This window comes from Streptomyces sp. GC420 (genome assembly GCF_009916105.1).
Taxonomy (GTDB): Bacteria; Actinomycetota; Actinomycetes; order Streptomycetales; family Streptomycetaceae; genus Streptomyces.
In genome coordinates, this window is the sequence record NZ_JAAAXQ010000030.1 from 19,201 (window position 1) to 35,361 (window position 16,161).

13 protein-coding genes and 2 pseudogenes are annotated in these 16,161 nt (G+C 71.6%); 9 read left to right on the forward strand and 6 right to left on the reverse strand.

The window, feature by feature from the left end:
• Window positions 1-110: 110 nt before the first annotated feature.
• A pseudogene (locus tag GUY61_RS06435) lies at window positions 111-635 on the forward strand (HXXEE domain-containing protein); the annotation flags it as partial.
• Between the two features lie 14 nt (window positions 636-649).
• Here the strand turns inward: GUY61_RS06435 and GUY61_RS06440 are convergent.
• From GUY61_RS06440 to GUY61_RS06450, 3 genes are all read right to left on the reverse strand, one after another.
• A complete protein-coding gene (locus GUY61_RS06440; protein ID WP_166629081.1) occupies window positions 650-1,894 on the reverse strand; it encodes a serine hydrolase in 1,245 nt (414 codons plus the stop codon).
• 260 nt (window positions 1,895-2,154) lie between these two features.
• Window positions 2,155-2,844: a glycerophosphodiester phosphodiesterase gene (locus GUY61_RS06445; RefSeq protein WP_166629082.1), complete on the reverse strand. Its 690-nt coding sequence runs from the start codon at window positions 2,842-2,844 to the stop codon at window positions 2,155-2,157.
• A gap of 26 nt (window positions 2,845-2,870) precedes the next feature.
• Window positions 2,871-3,905, reverse strand: a complete 1,035-nt coding sequence (locus GUY61_RS06450) for an adenosine deaminase (protein ID WP_166629083.1) — start codon at window positions 3,903-3,905, stop codon at window positions 2,871-2,873.
• A gap of 158 nt (window positions 3,906-4,063) precedes the next feature.
• Here GUY61_RS06450 and GUY61_RS41105 point away from each other — a divergent pair, with 158 nt between their 5' ends.
• Window positions 4,064-4,969, forward strand: a complete 906-nt coding sequence (locus GUY61_RS41105) for a DUF4190 domain-containing protein (protein ID WP_166629084.1) — start codon at window positions 4,064-4,066, stop codon at window positions 4,967-4,969.
• Window positions 4,970-4,974: 5 nt separating this feature from the next.
• Here the strand turns inward: GUY61_RS41105 and GUY61_RS06460 are convergent.
• Window positions 4,975-5,508, reverse strand: a pseudogene (locus GUY61_RS06460) (NADAR family protein); the annotation flags it as partial.
• 289 nt (window positions 5,509-5,797) lie between these two features.
• Here GUY61_RS06460 and GUY61_RS06465 point away from each other — a divergent pair.
• From GUY61_RS06465 to GUY61_RS06495, 7 genes are all read left to right on the forward strand, one after another.
• Window positions 5,798-7,324, forward strand: a complete 1,527-nt coding sequence (locus GUY61_RS06465; protein ID WP_166629085.1) for a gamma-aminobutyraldehyde dehydrogenase — start codon at window positions 5,798-5,800, stop codon at window positions 7,322-7,324.
• A 51-nt stretch (window positions 7,325-7,375) separates the two neighbouring features.
• On the forward strand, window positions 7,376-8,623 hold the full coding sequence (locus GUY61_RS06470) for a PotD/PotF family extracellular solute-binding protein (protein ID WP_166629086.1): 1,248 nt from the start codon (window positions 7,376-7,378) through the stop codon (window positions 8,621-8,623).
• Between the two features lie 40 nt (window positions 8,624-8,663).
• Window positions 8,664-9,815, forward strand: coding sequence for an ABC transporter ATP-binding protein (locus GUY61_RS06475; protein ID WP_166629087.1), 1,152 nt, complete (start codon window positions 8,664-8,666; stop codon window positions 9,813-9,815).
• The gene (locus GUY61_RS06480; protein ID WP_166629088.1) at window positions 9,812-10,744 is read left to right on the forward strand and encodes an ABC transporter permease; all 933 of its coding nucleotides are present in this window, start codon (window positions 9,812-9,814) and stop codon (window positions 10,742-10,744) included. The genes GUY61_RS06475 and GUY61_RS06480 overlap by 4 nt, the downstream gene beginning before the upstream one ends.
• The gene (locus GUY61_RS06485) at window positions 10,744-11,547 is read left to right on the forward strand and encodes an ABC transporter permease (protein WP_166629089.1); all 804 of its coding nucleotides are present in this window, start codon (window positions 10,744-10,746) and stop codon (window positions 11,545-11,547) included. The genes GUY61_RS06480 and GUY61_RS06485 overlap by 1 nt, the downstream gene beginning before the upstream one ends.
• A gap of 64 nt (window positions 11,548-11,611) precedes the next feature.
• Entirely contained in the window at window positions 11,612-13,030 is a 1,419-nt protein-coding gene (locus GUY61_RS06490) for an FAD-binding oxidoreductase (protein ID WP_243766223.1), read from the forward strand.
• 181 nt (window positions 13,031-13,211) lie between these two features.
• Entirely contained in the window at window positions 13,212-13,724 is a 513-nt protein-coding gene (locus GUY61_RS06495) for a hypothetical protein (RefSeq protein WP_166629090.1), read from the forward strand.
• 4 nt (window positions 13,725-13,728) lie between these two features.
• Here the strand turns inward: GUY61_RS06495 and GUY61_RS06500 are convergent, their stop codons facing one another.
• Window positions 13,729-14,415, reverse strand: coding sequence for a phosphatase PAP2 family protein (locus GUY61_RS06500; protein WP_313896541.1), 687 nt, complete (start codon window positions 14,413-14,415; stop codon window positions 13,729-13,731).
• A gap of 329 nt (window positions 14,416-14,744) precedes the next feature.
• On the reverse strand, window positions 14,745-16,079 hold the full coding sequence (gene gabT, locus GUY61_RS06505; RefSeq protein ID WP_166629091.1) for a 4-aminobutyrate--2-oxoglutarate transaminase: 1,335 nt from the start codon (window positions 16,077-16,079) through the stop codon (window positions 14,745-14,747).
• Window positions 16,080-16,161: the final 82 nt, after the last annotated feature.

Here is a 16,161-nt window from a genome sequence, read left to right on the forward strand (position 1 = left end):
CGGACGGCGCGGCGCCGGCCGCCGGCAGGCGAAGGCCGGGCCGGTGTGGCCCGCGGCCCCGGACGGGACCCCCCGTCCGGGGCCGCCGCCGTTCCCGGCAGACTGCTGCCATGAGCGACCACGAACGGCCGGGGGCCGGCGTCACGCTGGGCCTGCTGGCGGCCTGGATGCTGCACGACGCCGAGGAACTGGCCACCGGGCCGCGCTGGCTCACGGAGCACCTGCCGGAGCTGCGCGAACGGTTCCCGGGCGCCCCGGAGGCGCTGTGGCGGGCCATGGAGGACGTCGACCGGCGCGAGTTCACCCTCGCCGTCGGCCTGATGGCCGCCGCCGTCGCCGCCGCGGCCGTGGCAGGCCACCGCTCCGGCGGGCGGTCCGGCTTCTACCAGGGTGCCCTCGACGGCTTCGGCCTGCACGGCCTCGTCCACCTCGCGCAGGCGGCGGCCGTCCGGGGATACACCCCCGGCTCGGCGACCTCGCCGCTCGTCGTCGTGCCCTTCACACTGTGGGCCCGTCATCGTCTCCGCCGCGCCGGAGTGCTCCGCCGGGCCCGCGTCCGGGACGCGGCCCTGGGCCTCGCCCTGGCCGGCGCCGCCACGGCCGGCGCGCACGCGGCGGCGCGCCGCCTGCTGCGCCGTAGCAACCGTGCTCAGCGGGCGAAGGCCGCCCGGAAGACCGCCCCGGCCGTGGGGTTGATGCCCTGGCCCTTCGCGTCGGTCGTGTTGATGCTGTAGACGAGGGTCCGGGACAGGTCACGGGTGGCGCCCATCGCCGTGCTGTATCCCCAGCGGCCGCCGGACTTGCCCCACACCTCGACGCCGCCGAGCCGTACGACGGACATGCCCGCGCTGTGGACGGCCTCGTCGCCGCTCCCGAACTCCCGCACCGAAGGAGCGGGGAGAGTGAACATCTCCTCCAGCTCCGGGCCCGGGACGACACGACCGCCGAACAGGGCCGTGGTGAAGCGCTCCAGATCGGCGGTGCTGGAGATGATGTCCCCCGCGGCCCAGGCACTCGTGGGTCCCCACACCGTCACGTCCCGCAGCTCGGTCGTGCCGTCGGCGCGGCGCACCGCCTGATAGCCCCGGTGGTGCGGGCCGTGGATGCGCGGGTCGGCGCCGGGGAAGCAGGTGTCCCGCAGGCCCAGGGGCCGGATCACGCGCCGGCCGACCTCTTCGGCGTACGCGTGCCCGCTGACTTCCTCTATCAGCAGTCCCAGCACGGTGTAGTTGATGTTGAGGTAGTGCTGCATCGCGCCGGGCACGAACTCCCGCTCCTTCGCCGTCGCCGACGCCACCATCTCCTGCGGGGTGTGCACGTCGAACCGGTGGGCGTACCACTCCTCGAAGGTGTCGCCGGGCATGTCCGGGGCCTGGATGCCGCTGGTGTGGTTCAGCAGGTGCCGCACGGTGACCCCGCGGTACGCCGCAGGGATGTGCTCCGGGAGGTAGTGGCGGACCGGACGGTCCAGGTCGATCCGGCCCTCGGACGCCATCTGGAGCACGACGGCCGCGGTGAAGACCTTGGTGACCGAGCCCGCACGGAACCGGGCGTGCTCCATGGCGGCCCTGCCCGTCCGGAGATCGGCCACGCCGGAGACGCCGCGCCAGCGGCCGTCCGTGCCCCCGACCCGCACCAGCGCCGCCGTCGCGTCGGCTCTCGGCAGCCCCGCGACGGCCGCGCACAGCGCCTTCGCGTCGGGCTTCTCCGCGCTCCGTTTCGCCGCGTCGGGACCGCCGCGTAAGTCGCAGACCGGTGCCGTGGCGCGGGAGGCAGCGAGGGCGGGCGACGCGAGGGCGGGGGAGACTCCGCCCGCCGCGAGACCGACGACCAGAGCGGTGACGAGCGCGGCACGGGCACGGGCGGGCTTGCGGGGACGGACTGTCGTCGTCATCGGTCACGCACTCCGGAAGATCGTGGGCCGCCGTCGGCAGCGGCCGTGCGGCGAACTGGCTGTGACCTCCATGCTGGCGATCCCCGGTCCTCCCCGGGATCGGCCTTTCGTATCGACCCGACCCGGAAGATCGTCAGGGACCGGTCGGCCGGGTGCCCGGGCAGGTGTAGGGGATCCCACCCAGGGGATCCGGCCGGGCGCCGATCGTCCGCTCCGCGCCCCGGCACCCGTCGGCGCACGCCGGGGCGTGCGCCCCCGCGTCAGCGGCCGCGGGGGCCGTCGCGCACGGAGCACAGCACGTCGATGCGGTTGGAGGTGACCGAGTCGACGCCGAAGGAGACGAGGCGGGCCATGGAGCGGCGGGTGTCCGGGGTCCAGGCCGAGACGAGCAGGCCCCGGGCGTGGACCCTCTCGACCAGTTCGCGGCTGAGCAGGCTGAAGCGGTAGTTCAGCCAGCGCGGCCGCACGGCCGCCAGCAGTGAGGGGCGGGGCGGGGCCAGGCTCGTCCAGGTGAGGGCGATCTCGGCGCCGGGCTCCGCGCCGCGGATCCGCAGCATGGCGGAGGCGTCGCCGCAGTAGTACACCCGGTCCCGGGCCCCGCACTCGCGGACGGTGTCCAGCGTCTCGCGCCAGGCCGCGCCGCCGCCGGGGAGGTCCACCATCACCCGCCCCCGCCCGGTGGCGGCCAGCGCGTCTCGCAGCGTGGGCAGTTCACCGCCGCCGAGGTCGCGCAGTTCGCCGGCGGTCACCTCCGCCACCGCGCGGTCGTGCCGCCACAGCCGGCTGAGCGTGCCGTCGTGCAGCAGCACGGGTACGCGGTCGCGGGTCAGCCGCACGTCGACCTCCACCGCGTCCGCGCCCCGGTCAAGAGCGGACCGCAGCGAGGCCACGGTGTTCTCCCGGAAGCGGTACGGATCGCCCCGGTGTCCGACGGCGGTGACGGTGCGCACGAGCCGGTCCCTCCGTCCTCGGAGCCTCAGGCGTCCCGGCCGGAGAGCCAGGCCCTGGTGTACGTGTCGATCTCGGCGGCCAGCCGGGCCTTGCCCGCCGCGTCGAGGAACGATGCCTCCACGGCGTTCCCGGCCAGGCCGGCGATTCCACGCTCGTCGAGGCCGAGCAGCTTGGCCGCGACGGCGTACTCGCTGTTCAGATCGGTGCCGAACATCGGCGGGTCGTCGGAGTTGACGGTCACCAGGACACCCGCCGACACCATTTTCCCGATGGGGTGCTCGTCGAGGTCCGCGACCGCCTTCGTGGCGATGTTGGAAGTGGGGCACACCTCCAGAGCGACGCGGTGCTCGGCGAGGTGCTCGAGCAGCCGGGGGTCCTCGGCGGCGCTCGTGCCGTGACCGATCCGTTCGGCGCCCAGGTGGTGCAGCGCGTCCCAGACGGTCTGCGGCCCCGTCGTCTCCCCGGCGTGCGGCACGGAACGAAGGCCCGCCGCCCGTGCCCGGTCGAAGTACGGCTTGAACTGCGGACGCGGCACGCCGACCTCCGGGCCGCCGAGCCCGAAGGAGACCAGGCCCTCGGGGCGCAGGTCCAGGGCCAGGCGCGCGGTCTCCTCCGCGGCCTCCAGACCGGCCTCGCCCGGGATGTCGAAGCACCAGCGCAGCGTGACGCCCAGCTCGGCCTCGGCCGACTTGCGGGCGTCCTCGATCGCCTCCATGAACGCCTGCCCGGGGATACCGCGCCGGGTGGAGCTGAACGGGGTGATGGTCAGCTCCGCGTACCGGATGTTCTGCCGGGCCATGTCGCGGGCCACCTCGAAGGTCAGCAGCCGGACGTCCTCGTCGGTGCGCACCAGGTCCACCACCGACAGATAGACATCGATGAAGTGGCCGAAGTCCGTGAACGTGAAGTACTCGGCCAGCGCCTCGGGATCGGCCGGGACCTTCGAGTCGGGGTGCCGGGCGGCGAGCTCGGCCACGATGCGCGGCGACGCCGAACCGACGTGGTGCACGTGGAGCTCGGCCTTCGGGAGCCCGGCGATGAAGGGGTGGAGATCGGGCATCGGTCCTCCGGTCGGGAGTGCGGGTGTCCAGGCGGGGTGCGCGGGTGCTCGGGACGGTGGTCCCGAGTCATCGTAAGCAGGGGCGCGGACTGCCCCGGTCGGGGGCCGAACCGCAGGCCGTAGCATGACGGACGGACACGTGACGGGGGAGGGCCCATATGTCAGACAGCGCTGCGCAGCCGCCCGAGGGGCCCGACCGGCCCGCTCAGCCCGGGCAGTCCGCCCCGTACGACAGCGCGGACCCGTACGACAGCGCGGAGCCGACGGGCAGCGCGGGTCCCTCCGGCGAGCCGGATCCGTCCGCCCGCCCCGGCCGGGGCCCGCAGCCGGAGGAGGAGCCGCACGGAACGCAGTCCCCGTGGACCCCGCCGGAGGGCCGGGTCGATCTCCTGAAGGAGACCGGACGCCCCGCCCCGCCGGCGCACGCGGACGACACCGCCCCGCAGACGCCCGCCGAGCCGCCGAACCCCTACGCGTACCCGGGGACCGGCACGGCCACCGGAAGCCAGGGCGGCGGCCCCGGCCCGTACGCCCGCTACGGGCTTCCCGCCGCGACGCAGGGCGGCACCGGCTACCCGGGGTATCCGGGCTACGGGGCCGGGCCTGCCTACGGAAGCCATCCGGGATACCCCGGCTACCCCGGGTACCAGGGCTGGGGCGTGTACCCGCAGCCGCAGAACGGCTACGGCACCGCGGCCATGGTCCTCGGCATCGTCGCGGTGTGCCTGTTCTGCGCCTACGGGCTCGGGATGATCCTGGGCGTCCTGGCGATCGTCTTCGGGATTCTGGGCCGCAAGCGGGTGCGGCGGGGCGAGGCCACCAATCCCGGACAGGCGGTGGCCGGCATCGTCCTCGGCGTCGTCAGCATCGTGATCACCGCCGTCGTCGTCGGTCTGATCGTCTGGGCCATCAGCACGGAGGACGAGCGCGGCCACGACGAGTGGGAGGACGACCCCTACGCGACCTCGCTCGTCGTCGGCGCCCCCGCGCCTGCACCCGCACCCGCGTCCCAGCCGCTGTCCGTGCCCGTGCCCGTGTCCGTGACGGTGACCGCGGCAGGGTAACCCGCGGCGCGCAGCCGCTCCCGGGCCTCCATGAGCGCGAAGCCCAGCAGGTTCGGGCCCCGCCAGCGGGCCGGGTCCTGAGCGCGCTCGTCGTCCGCCGCCAGCCCGATGCCCCATATGCGGTCACGCGGGCTGGCCTCGACGAGCACCCGCCCGCCCGTGCCCAGCAGGAATCCCAGCAGTGCCGGGTCCTGTCCGAACTTGTGCACGCTGCCCGCCGTCACCAGGGCGAAGCGCTCCCGTTCCCACACCTGGTCGTCGAAGCCGCGCACCAGCCGCCCCACCTTCTTGGCGGCCGCCGGGCTCTTCGCGGCCAGCGCTTCGCGCTCCGCGTCCGTGTCGCCGAAGAGACGCGCCTTGCCCGCCATCATCCAGTGCTCCGCCGTCGCGTACTCCACGCCGTCGACGGTGAACTGCGAGGGCCACCACTGGCTGAGACAGGCCGCTCCCAGCGTCCCGTCCTTCCTCGGGGTGTGCCCCCAGAAGTGCAGGTACTTCACTCGCTCGCCGCTCGCCGTGCGCGCAAGGAGCTCGGCCATCAGTCGTCCGGGCACCCGGTCCCCCTCTGTTCCCCGGCAGCGTTCCACGGCCGCCAACCCGTTCCGCGGCCTCCACCGCGTTCCATGGCAGCCGTCGCCGCCGAGTCTTCCAGCCGCTACTGACATTCCGTATGGAAATAACGCCCCCGGAGCGGCACACGGTCAAGGCCCTGCGACCGAATTCGTCGCGTAACCAAAAGGCAACAACGGAATCACTTGTTGGAGTGGCATTGCTCTGTCAGGATCGGCAATCAATCCGAGCCGGAGCCACGGAGAGCTGAGAATCACGATGGGCAACCGTTTCCAGGCACAAGACGTCGCGAAGGGCGCGCGGGACCGCTTCGCGGAAGGCGCCCAGTTCATCGGCGGCCGACTGCGCGCGGGCACCTCAGAGCGCACCCACACCGTCGTGGATCCCGCCACCGGCGACCCGGTCTGGACGTACGCGCCGGCCGGTGAGCAGGACGTGGACGCGGCCGTCGCGGCGGCCCGGGAGGCGCTGCCCGGCTGGGCCGGCGCCACTCCCGGCGAGCGTTCCGACGCCCTGCACCGACTCGCCGGCGTCCTCGCGGAGCAGGCCGGCGACCTGGCGGCCGCCGAGAGCCTGCAGTGTGGCAAGCCCATCAGGCTGACCACCGAGTTCGACGTGCCCGGCACGGTCGACAACACCGCCTTCTTCGCGGGCGCGGCACGCCACCTCGAGGGCAAGGCGGCGGGCGAGTACAGCGGGGACCACACCTCCTACGTCCGGCGCGAACCGGTCGGCGTCGTCGGTTCCATCGCGCCGTGGAACTATCCGCTGCAGATGGCCGCGTGGAAGATCCTCCCGGCGATCGCCGCAGGGAACACGATCGTCCTGAAGCCGGCCGAGGCGACGCCGCTGACCTCGCTGATGTTCGCCCAGGCCGCCGCCGAGGCGGGCATACCCGACGGTGTCGTCAACATCGTCAACGGCCTCGGCGTGCAGGCGGGCGAGCGCCTCGTCGGGCACCGCGACGTCGCGATGACCTCGTTCACCGGCTCCACCGCCGTCGGAAAGCGGGTCGCCGAGATCGCCACCGCCACCGTCAAGCGCCTCCACCTGGAACTCGGCGGCAAGGCACCCTTCGTCGTCTTCGACGACGCCGATCTCGAGGCCGCCGTCCACGGCGCCGTCGCCGGCGCGCTCATCAACACCGGACAGGACTGCACCGCCGCCACCCGTGCCTATGTGCAGCGTCCGCTCTACGATGCCTTCGTCGCCGGTGTCGCCGACCTCATGGCCACCGTCCGGCTCGGAGACCCCTTCGACCCGTCCACCGACCTCGGCCCGCTCATCAGCCGCACGCAGCGCGACCGGGTCGCCGGCTTCGTCGACCGGGCCCGCTCCTACGCCACCGTCGTCACCGGTGGAAAGGCACCGCAAAGGGATGGGGCGTACTATTTGCCCACCCTCGTGACCGGTGCCGCCCAGGACAGCGAGATCGTCCAGTCCGAACTCTTCGGACCGGTCCTCGTGGTTCTTCCCTTCGACAGCGACGACGAGGGGATAGCACTCGCCAACGACACCCCGTACGGCCTCGCGGCCTCCGCCTGGAGCCGCGACGTCTACCGGGCCGGCCGGGCCACCCGCGAGATCAAGGCGGGTTGCGTCTGGGTCAACGACCACATACCGATCATCAGCGAAATGCCGCACGGGGGCTACAAGGCCTCCGGCTTCGGCAAGGACATGTCCGCGTACTCCTTCGAGGAGTACACGCAGGTCAAGCACGTGATGTACGACAACACCGCGGTCGCCAGGAAGGACTGGCACCGCACGATCTTCGGGGACCGATAGTGACCTCCGCCGCCTGACCCGCGGCCCGCGACCCTGGAAAGGGCACAGCACATGCAGCAGTACGAGCCCGAACCGCTGTCCCCGGCACAGCTCGCCGCCATGCGGCGCAGTCTGAGCAACGGGCGGGGCGCCCTCTCCCGCCGTTCCCTGCTGCGCGCAGGCACGGGCGGGGCGCTGGCCGTCGGCGGCGTCGGCGCGCTGAGCGCCTGCGGAATCCCCCCGGCGGCGAGCAGCGGCGGTACGGAGAACTCCACGGACTACTCCAAGAAGGAGAAGACCGTGAACTTCTCCAACTGGACCGAGTACATGGACGTCTCCGACGACGGCAAGAGCAGGCCGACACTGGAGGCCTTCGAGAAGCGCACCGGTATCAAGGTCAAGTACACCGAGGACATCAACGACAACATCGAGTTCTTCGGCAAGATCAAGCCGCAGCTCGCGGCCGGCCAGGACACCGGCCGCGACCTGATCTGTGTGACGGACTGGCTCGCCGCCCGCCTGATCCGCTTCGGCTGGGTGCAGAAGCTCGACCAGTCGAACCTGCCGCACGCCTTCGCCAACCTGTCGACGCAGTTCCGGAGCCCGGACTGGGATCCCGGCCGCGCCCACTCCTACCCCTGGCAGGGCATTCCGGCCGTCATCGCCTACAACATCAAGGCGACGGACGGCAAGAAGGTGACCTCCGTCTCCCAGCTCCTCGACGACAGCTCGCTCAAGGGCCGGGTCAGCTTCCTCACCGAGATGCGCGACACGGTCGGCCTCACCCTGCTCGACATGGGCAAGGACCCGGGGAAGTTCACCGACGACGACTACGACGCGGCGATAGCCCGGCTGCAGAAGGCCGTCGACAAGAAGCAGATCCGCCGCTTCACCGGCAACGACTACATCAACGACCTGGACAAGGGGAACATCGCGGCCTGCGTCGCCTGGGCCGGTGACGTCGCCGCCATGCAGGCCGACAACCCGGACATCAGGTACCACATCCCGGACAGCGGCTACATGATCTCGTCCGACAACCTGCTGATCCCGAACAAGGCGCGGCACAAGACGAACGCCGAGCGGCTCATCGACTACTACTACGAGCTTCCCGTCGCGGCCGAGGTGGCCGCGTGGATCAACTACGTGTGTCCCGTCGAGGGCGTCAGGGACGAGCTGGTCAAGATCGACCCCGAACTCGGCAACAACGTACTGATCGTCCCCGACAAGGCCATGGCTTCCAAGTCCCACGCCTTCCGCTCCCTGAGCAACAAGGAAGAGACGGCGTACGAAGAGAAGTTCGCCAAACTCATCGGCGCCTGAGCGTCCTTCCAGCCCCGACTCACCCCAGGGACCGCTACCCATGACCGACAAGAACCAGGGCGGGGATCTCCGTCTCACCGGCATCAGCAAGGCCTACGGCTCCTTCAACGCCGTCCACCCCCTCGACCTGACCGTGCCCGAAGGCTCGTTCTTCGCCCTGCTGGGCGCCTCCGGCTGCGGCAAGACCACCACGCTGCGCATGATCGCCGGCCTGGAGGACCCCACCACCGGCACCGTGCACCTCGGTGACAAGGACGTCACCGGACTGCCTCCGCACCGGCGCCCCGTGAACACCGTCTTCCAGTCCTACGCCCTCTTCCCGCACCTCGACGTCGCCGAGAACGTCGCCTTCGGCCTGCGCCGGCGCGGCATCAAATCGGTCGGCAAGCAGGTCGGCGAGATGCTGGAGCTGGTCCAGCTCGGCGACCAGGCGAAGAAGAAGCCGCACCAGCTCTCCGGCGGCCAGCAGCAGCGCGTCGCCGTCGCCCGCGCCCTCATCAACCACCCCAGGGTGCTGCTCCTCGACGAGCCGCTGGGCGCACTCGACCTGAAGCTGCGCCGCCAGATGCAGCTCGAGCTCAAGCGGATCCAGACCGAGGTCGGCATCACCTTCGTGCACGTCACCCACGACCAGGAAGAGGCCATGACCATGGCCGACACCGTCGCGGTGATGAACGGCGGCCGGGTCGAGCAGCTCGGCGCCCCCGCCGACCTCTACGAGAACCCGCGCACCACGTTCGTCGCGAACTTCCTCGGCACCTCCAACCTCGTAGAGGCCGAGGTCGTCGACAAGTCCGGCGGCGACCTGATCGTGCGGACCGGGGACGCGAAGCTGTCCCTGCCCGCCGAGCGGACCGCGGCGCAGACCGGCATCGGCCAGAAGGTCCTGGTCGGCTTCCGCCCCGAGAAGATCTCCCTGGTGCACGCCGACGACGCGCACACCGTGCCCGAGGGGCGCAACCGCATCAGCGGCCGCATCGCGGACACCAGCTTCATCGGCGTCTCCACGCAGTACGTGGTCGACACGGCGGCCTGCTCGGAGCTGGCCGTCTACCAGCAGAACATCGAGCGGGACACCCGTCTGGTGCCCGGCGCCGAGGTCGTCCTGCACTGGAACCCGGCCCACACCTTCGGGCTCGACGCCGCCCAGGACATCGACGCGGGTGTCGAAACCGTCGAGGAGGACGCGTGAGCACCACCCTCGTCGACAAGCCGCCCGCGCAGCCGGCCCCCGCTCCTGAGCTGCGCAGGACCTCCGTCCGCAAACGGCTCACCCCCTACTGGCTGCTGCTGCCCGGCATCCTCTGGCTGCTGGTCTTCTTCGCCGTGCCGCTGGTCTACCAGGCCTCCACCTCGGTGCAGACCGGCTCCCTCGAAGAGGGCTTCAAGGTCACCTGGCACTTCGCGACCTACTGGGACGCGCTGACCGAGTACTACCCGCAGTTCCTGCGCTCGGTCCTGTACGCCGGCTCGGCCACCCTGCTGTGCCTGCTGCTGGGCTACCCGCTGGCGTACCTCATCGCCTTCCGCGCGGGCCGCTGGCGCAATCTGATCCTGGTCCTGGTGATCGCCCCGTTCTTCACCAGCTTCCTGATCCGCACCCTGGCCTGGAAGACGATCCTCGCCGACAGCGGTCCGGTCGTCGGCGCCCTCAACAGCCTGGGGCTGCTGGAGGTCACCAGCATGCTGGGCATCACCGAGGGCGACCGGGTGCTGGCCACGCCGCTCGCGGTGGTCTGCGGGCTGACGTACAACTTCCTGCCGTTCATGATCCTGCCGCTCTACACCTCGCTGGAGCGCATCGATCCGCGGCTGCACGAGGCGGCCCGCGACCTGTACGCCGCACCGTCCACCGTCTTCCGCAAGGTCACCTTCCCGCTGTCCATGCCGGGCGTGGTCTCCGGAACCCTGCTCACCTTCATCCCGGCGAGCGGCGACTACGTCAACGCCGAACTGCTCGGCTCCACCGACACCAAGATGGTCGGTAGCGTCATCCAGTCGCAGTTCCTCCGGATCCTCGACTACCCGACGGCGGCCGCACTGTCCTTCATCCTCATGGCGGTGGTCCTGCTGATGGTCACCTTCTACATCCGCCGCGCCGGAACGGAGGACCTTCTCTGATGCGCGCCCTCACCTGGCTCCGACGCAACCTGGTCGTCATCGCGGGCCTGGCCACCCTGGCCTACATGCTCCTGCCCAACGTCGTCGTCACCGTGTTCTCGTTCAACAAGCCCAAGGGCAAGTTCAACGAGCGCTGGCAGGAGTTCTCCACCGACGCCTGGGCCGATCCCTGCGGAGTGGCCGACCTGTGCGGCTCGCTCTCGCTCAGCCTGCAGATCGCCGCCTGGGCGACGCTGGTGGCCACCGCGCTCGGCACGATGATCGCCTTCGCACTGGTCCGCTACCGCTTCAAGGCGCGCGGCGCGATCAACTCGCTGATCTTCCTGCCGATGGCGATGCCCGAGGTGGTCATGGCGGCCTCGCTGCTGACGCTCTTCCTCAACGTGGGCGTGCAGCTGGGCTTCTGGACGATCCTGATCGCCCACATCATGTTCTGCCTCAGCTTCGTCGTGGTCGCCGTCAAGGCGCGGGTGCTGTCGATGGACCCGCGGCTGGAGGAGGCGGCACGCGACCTGTACGCCGGTCCCGTGCAGACCTTCGTGCGGGTCACCCTGCCGATCGCCGCCCCCGGCATCGTGGCCGGCGCGCTGCTCGCCTTCGCGCTGTCCTTCGACGACTTCATCATCACGAACTTCAACTCGGGCGCCACGGTGACCTTCCCGATGTTCGTGTGGGGCTCGGCGCAGCGCGGTACGCCGGTCCAGATCAATGTCATCGGGACGGCGATGTTCGTTATCGCCGTGCTCCTCGTGGTGGCGGGCCAGCTCATCGGCAACCGCCGCCGGAACCGGGCCGCGGCCTGACGGCCGGCGCCCGGCGGACAACCCCGCAGGGCCGTTCGGCACACATTTGAGGGAGAGATAGGTCATGGCCGTAGAGCGAGCCATGCGCACGGCGGCGTCGTCCCTGACGGACGCCGAGCCCGTTCCCTACTGGCTGGACGACCCCGGCAGGCCCGAGGCACTGCCCGCGCTCGCCGGCGACGAGCACTGCGACCTGCTCGTCGTCGGCGGGGGCTACAGCGGACTGTGGACCGCGCTCCTCGCCAAGGAGCGCGACCCGGGCCGCGACGTGGTCCTCGTCGAGGCCCGCGAGACCGGCTGGGCCGCGTCCGGCCGCAACGGCGGATTCTGCGCCGCCTCCCTCACCCACGGCCTGGGCAACGGACTGGCCCGCTGGCCCGGTGAGCTGCCCAGGCTGGAGGAGCTGGGCGCCGCCAACCTCGACGCCATCGAGGCGGCCGTCGCCCGCCACTCCATCGACTGCGACTTCGAGCGCACCGGCGAGATCGACGTGGCCACCGAACCGCACCAGGTCGGGGAACTGCGCGATCTCCAGGCGCAGGCCGCCGCGCTCGGCCTGGACGCGGGCGAGTTCCTCGACCGGGACGCGGTACGCGCGCAGGTGGACTCGCCGACCTTCCTCGGCGGTGTCTGGGACCGCGAGGGCGTCGCCATGCTGAACCCGGCGAAGCTCGCCTGGGGCCTGAGGCGCGCGGTCGCCTCCCTCGGCGTACGGGTCTACGAGCGCACCCCGGCCCTGAGTCTCACCGACGCGGGCCCCGGCATGCTGGTGCGCACCCCCTACGGGCGTATCCGCGCCCGCCAGGTCGCGCTCGGCACCAACGTCTTCCCGTCCCTGGTCCGCCGGGTCCGCCCGTTCGTCGTACCCGTCTACGACTACGCGCTGACCACCGAGCCGCTGACGGACGGGCAGCTGGCCGCCGTGGGCTGGAAGAACCGGCAGGGACTGGGCGACAGCGCCAACCAGTTCCACTACTTCCGGCTCACCGCCGACCGCCGGATCCTGTGGGGCGGCTACGACGCCGTCTATCCCTACGGCGGCAGGGTCCGTGCAGAGCACGAGCACCGGCCCGAGACCTACCTGCGGCTCGCCGAGCACTTCTTCCACTGCTTCCCGCAGCTGGAAGGGGTGCGTTTCAGCCATGCGTGGGGCGGCGCGATCGACACCTGCTCGCGCTTCTCCGCGTTCTTCGGCACCGCCCACCGCGGGCGCGTCGCGTACGCCGCAGGGTTCACGGGCCTCGGGGTCGGGGCCACCCGCTTCGGCGCCGACGTCATGCTCGACCTGCTCTCCGGGGAGCCGACCGAGCGCACCCGCCTGGAGATGGTCCGCTCCAAGCCGCTGCCCTTCCCGCCCGAGCCGGTGCGCTGGGCCGGCATCGGGCTCACCAAGTGGTCGCTGGCCCGGGCGGACGCCCACGGCGGGCGGCGCAACCTGTGGCTGCGGACGATGGACCGGCTCGGGCTCGGCTTCGACAGCTGACGGGCGGCCGACGGGCGGCCGGTCGCGGACCCGCGGATCCGCACGGTCGGCTGACCGGAAGACGACCATGAGGGGCACCCGGCGGCCACGGCCGGGCGAACGCCGCGTAACGATCTCCTCGCTTTCCGCTCTCCCTCTGTGAGACCTATTACCGACTCGCGGAAACGGGGGAGCGTCGGACATGACCGGTTCGGACGTGAAGAACGCGGTGGAGTGGCTGGCATCGGTGGCCCCGGACCCCGATGCCTGCAAGCGGGAGTGGGAGCGGAATCCGCTGGGGGTGTCCCTGCTGCCGGCCGGCCTGGCCTGGGACGTGCTCATCCTGCCGGGAGACCTCGGCCAGCCGACGCTGGACGTCCTGATCCGGCTGGTCGGCCGGCCGGGACCAGTGCTGGCCGACTTCGGGGAGGCCCGGGTGGGCTTCTTCGTGCCGTCCGGCACGGTGGCGCGCTGGTTCGGCACCGGCGTACGGGGAGCGGGTGCCGGCACCTGGATCGTCGTGCCCTACCCCGGGCGGGCCACCGGCGGCGTCCGCTGGCTGGTCCCGCCGGACGGCTCCGGCTCGCTCAACGACCCCGCGATGCTCGAACTGGCCATGCACGAGGCGGCGGCCCGCAACGCGGTGGGCCCCAGGGAGACCGGCGGGACCTGCGGGACTCCGGGTGCGGGAACGGCGGGCGACCGGCACGGGTAAGACCTCAGGCCGGGGGTTCCTGCCGGGACCGGTACGGCGGCCGGAGGTTCTCCGGGGACTTGGACGACCTGCACCCGCGGCCGCCGCCGTACGGCGGCACGGCGCACAGCGGTACGACGTACCGGGCCGCGCACAGCGGGAGCAGGAACAACCCGGACAGGCACCAGCTGCCCACCACGTCCAGCGGCCAGTGGTAGCCGCACAGCATCAGGCCGAGGCCCGCGGCCGTGCTCAGCAGCACGGCGGCGGGCACCAGCCGCCGGCCCGGCAGGTACGGGGAGAGCAGCAGGGCCGCACCGAGGTAGGCCACCGCGGCGGTCGCGGTGTGGCCCGACGGGTAGTAGCCCGTCGCGGCGGTCAGCGGTCCCTGCCGGTCCACCAGCATCTTCACAGGTGCGACCACCGAAGGAACCGCCGCCATGGCGAGGACCGCCGCCAGCGGGGACAGCCACCACAGGGGCTCCCCGCCGTGGCGGGCGTGCCGCGCGGCGTACACGACGGCGGCCGCGAGCACCGGCACCGCCACCGGCACATTGCCCAGGTCGGCCAGGAGTTCGGCCGGCAGGCGCGGAGTGCCGCCGAGCACGGCCATGCCGAGACGCTCGTCGGCCGCCGCCAGCGGCCCACGGGTCACGACCTGCCACGTGACCAGTGTGAAGAGCAGACAGAGGATTGCGCCGACGGCGGCCATGAGCCCGAGGAGGAAAGCCGGCCGCCCCGGAACAGGGGGGGTAGTTCCGAGGCGGCCGCCAGGATCGGCGCACCGCTCGCCCCGGGGGGTTTGGGGTTCGCGGCCGTCCGATCGGTGAGGAGTTCCGGAGCCATGGGCTCCAGTGGTGTGCGCGAGGGCACGGCCCGGCCGGGGCTGGGGAGGCTCCGAACCGGTTTCTCTCATCTGCAGGAACCGTACGGCAGGGTCTGGCGGGCGCGACAGCACGAACGGCATCTTGCCATCGCCCTCGCACACCTTCTTCACACCGTCTGCCGGTTACCGCAGGTCACGCCACCAACAGCGGAGGTTCAGATTCCGGCGAGGGCGCCCTCGATGATGTCCAGGCCCTCGTTCAGCAGGTCCTCACCGATGACGAGCGGCGGCAGGAAGCGCAGCACATTGCCGTAGGTGCCGCACGTCAGGACCAGCAGGCCTTCGGCGTGGCACGCCTTCGCCAGCGCGCCGGCCGCCTCCGGGGCCGGAGCCTTGGTGCCCCGGTCCTTCACCAGCTCGATAGCGATCATCGCGCCGCGTCCCCGGATCTCCCCGATGACGTCGAACTTGTCCTGCATCGCCGTCAGCCGGAGCTTCATGATCTCGCCGATACGCTGCGCGCGGGCGTTGAGGTCGAGCTCCTTCATCGTCTCGATCGCGCCGAGCGCGCCCGCGCACGCCACCGGGTTGCCGCCGTAGGTGCCGCCCAGGCCGCCCGCGTGGGGCGCGTCCATGATCTCGGCGCGGCCGGTCACGGCGGCGAGCGGCAGACCGCCCGCGATGCCCTTCGCCGTGGTGATCAGGTCGGGGACGATGCCTTCGTCCTCGCAGGCGAACCACTGGCCGGTGCGGCAGAAGCCGGACTGGATCTCGTCCGCGACGAAGACGATGCCGTTGTCCGAGGCGAACTGGCGCAGGGCGGGCAGGAAGCCCTTCGCCGGCTCGATGAAGCCGCCCTCGCCGAGCACCGGCTCGATGATGATCGCGGCGACGTTGTCCGCGCCGATCTGCTTGCCGATCTGGTCGATGGCCATGGCGGCCGCCTCCGGGCCGCAGTTCTCCGGGCCGGTCGGCCAGCGGTAGCCGTAGGCGACCGGGACCCGGTACACCTCGGGGGCGAACGGGCCGAAGCCGTGCTTGTAGGGCATGTTCTTGGCGGTCAGCGCCATCGTGAGGTTGGTACGGCCGTGGTAGCCGTGGTCGAAGACGACGACGGCCTGGCGCCTGGTGTACGCGCGGGCGATCTTCACGGCGTTCTCGACGGCCTCGGCACCCGAGTTGAACAGGGCCGACTTCTTCTCGTGGTCACCAGGGGTGAGCTCCGCGAGGGCCTCGCAGACCTCGACGTACCCCTCGTACGGCGTGACCATGAAACAGGTGTGCGTGAAGTCCGCGAGCTGCGCGGAGGCACGGCGTACGACAGCCTCGGCGGAGGCGCCGACCGACGTCACGGCGATACCGGAGCCGAAGTCGATCAGCCGGTTGCCGTCGACGTCCTCGATGATGCCGCCGCCCGCGCGGGCCGTGAAGACCGGCAGCACCGAACCGACGCCGCCCGCGACCGTGGCGAGACGGCGGGCCTGCAGCTCCTGCGACTTCGGGCCGGGGATGGCGGTGACGACGCGGCGCTCCTGCGGAAGTGCGCTCATGAGGGGCTCCTGGGGGTGAAACGGACTGAAACAGGATGCTTCTTTCTTCGCAGGCTAGGGGTGGTGGGCGGGGGTCGGCATG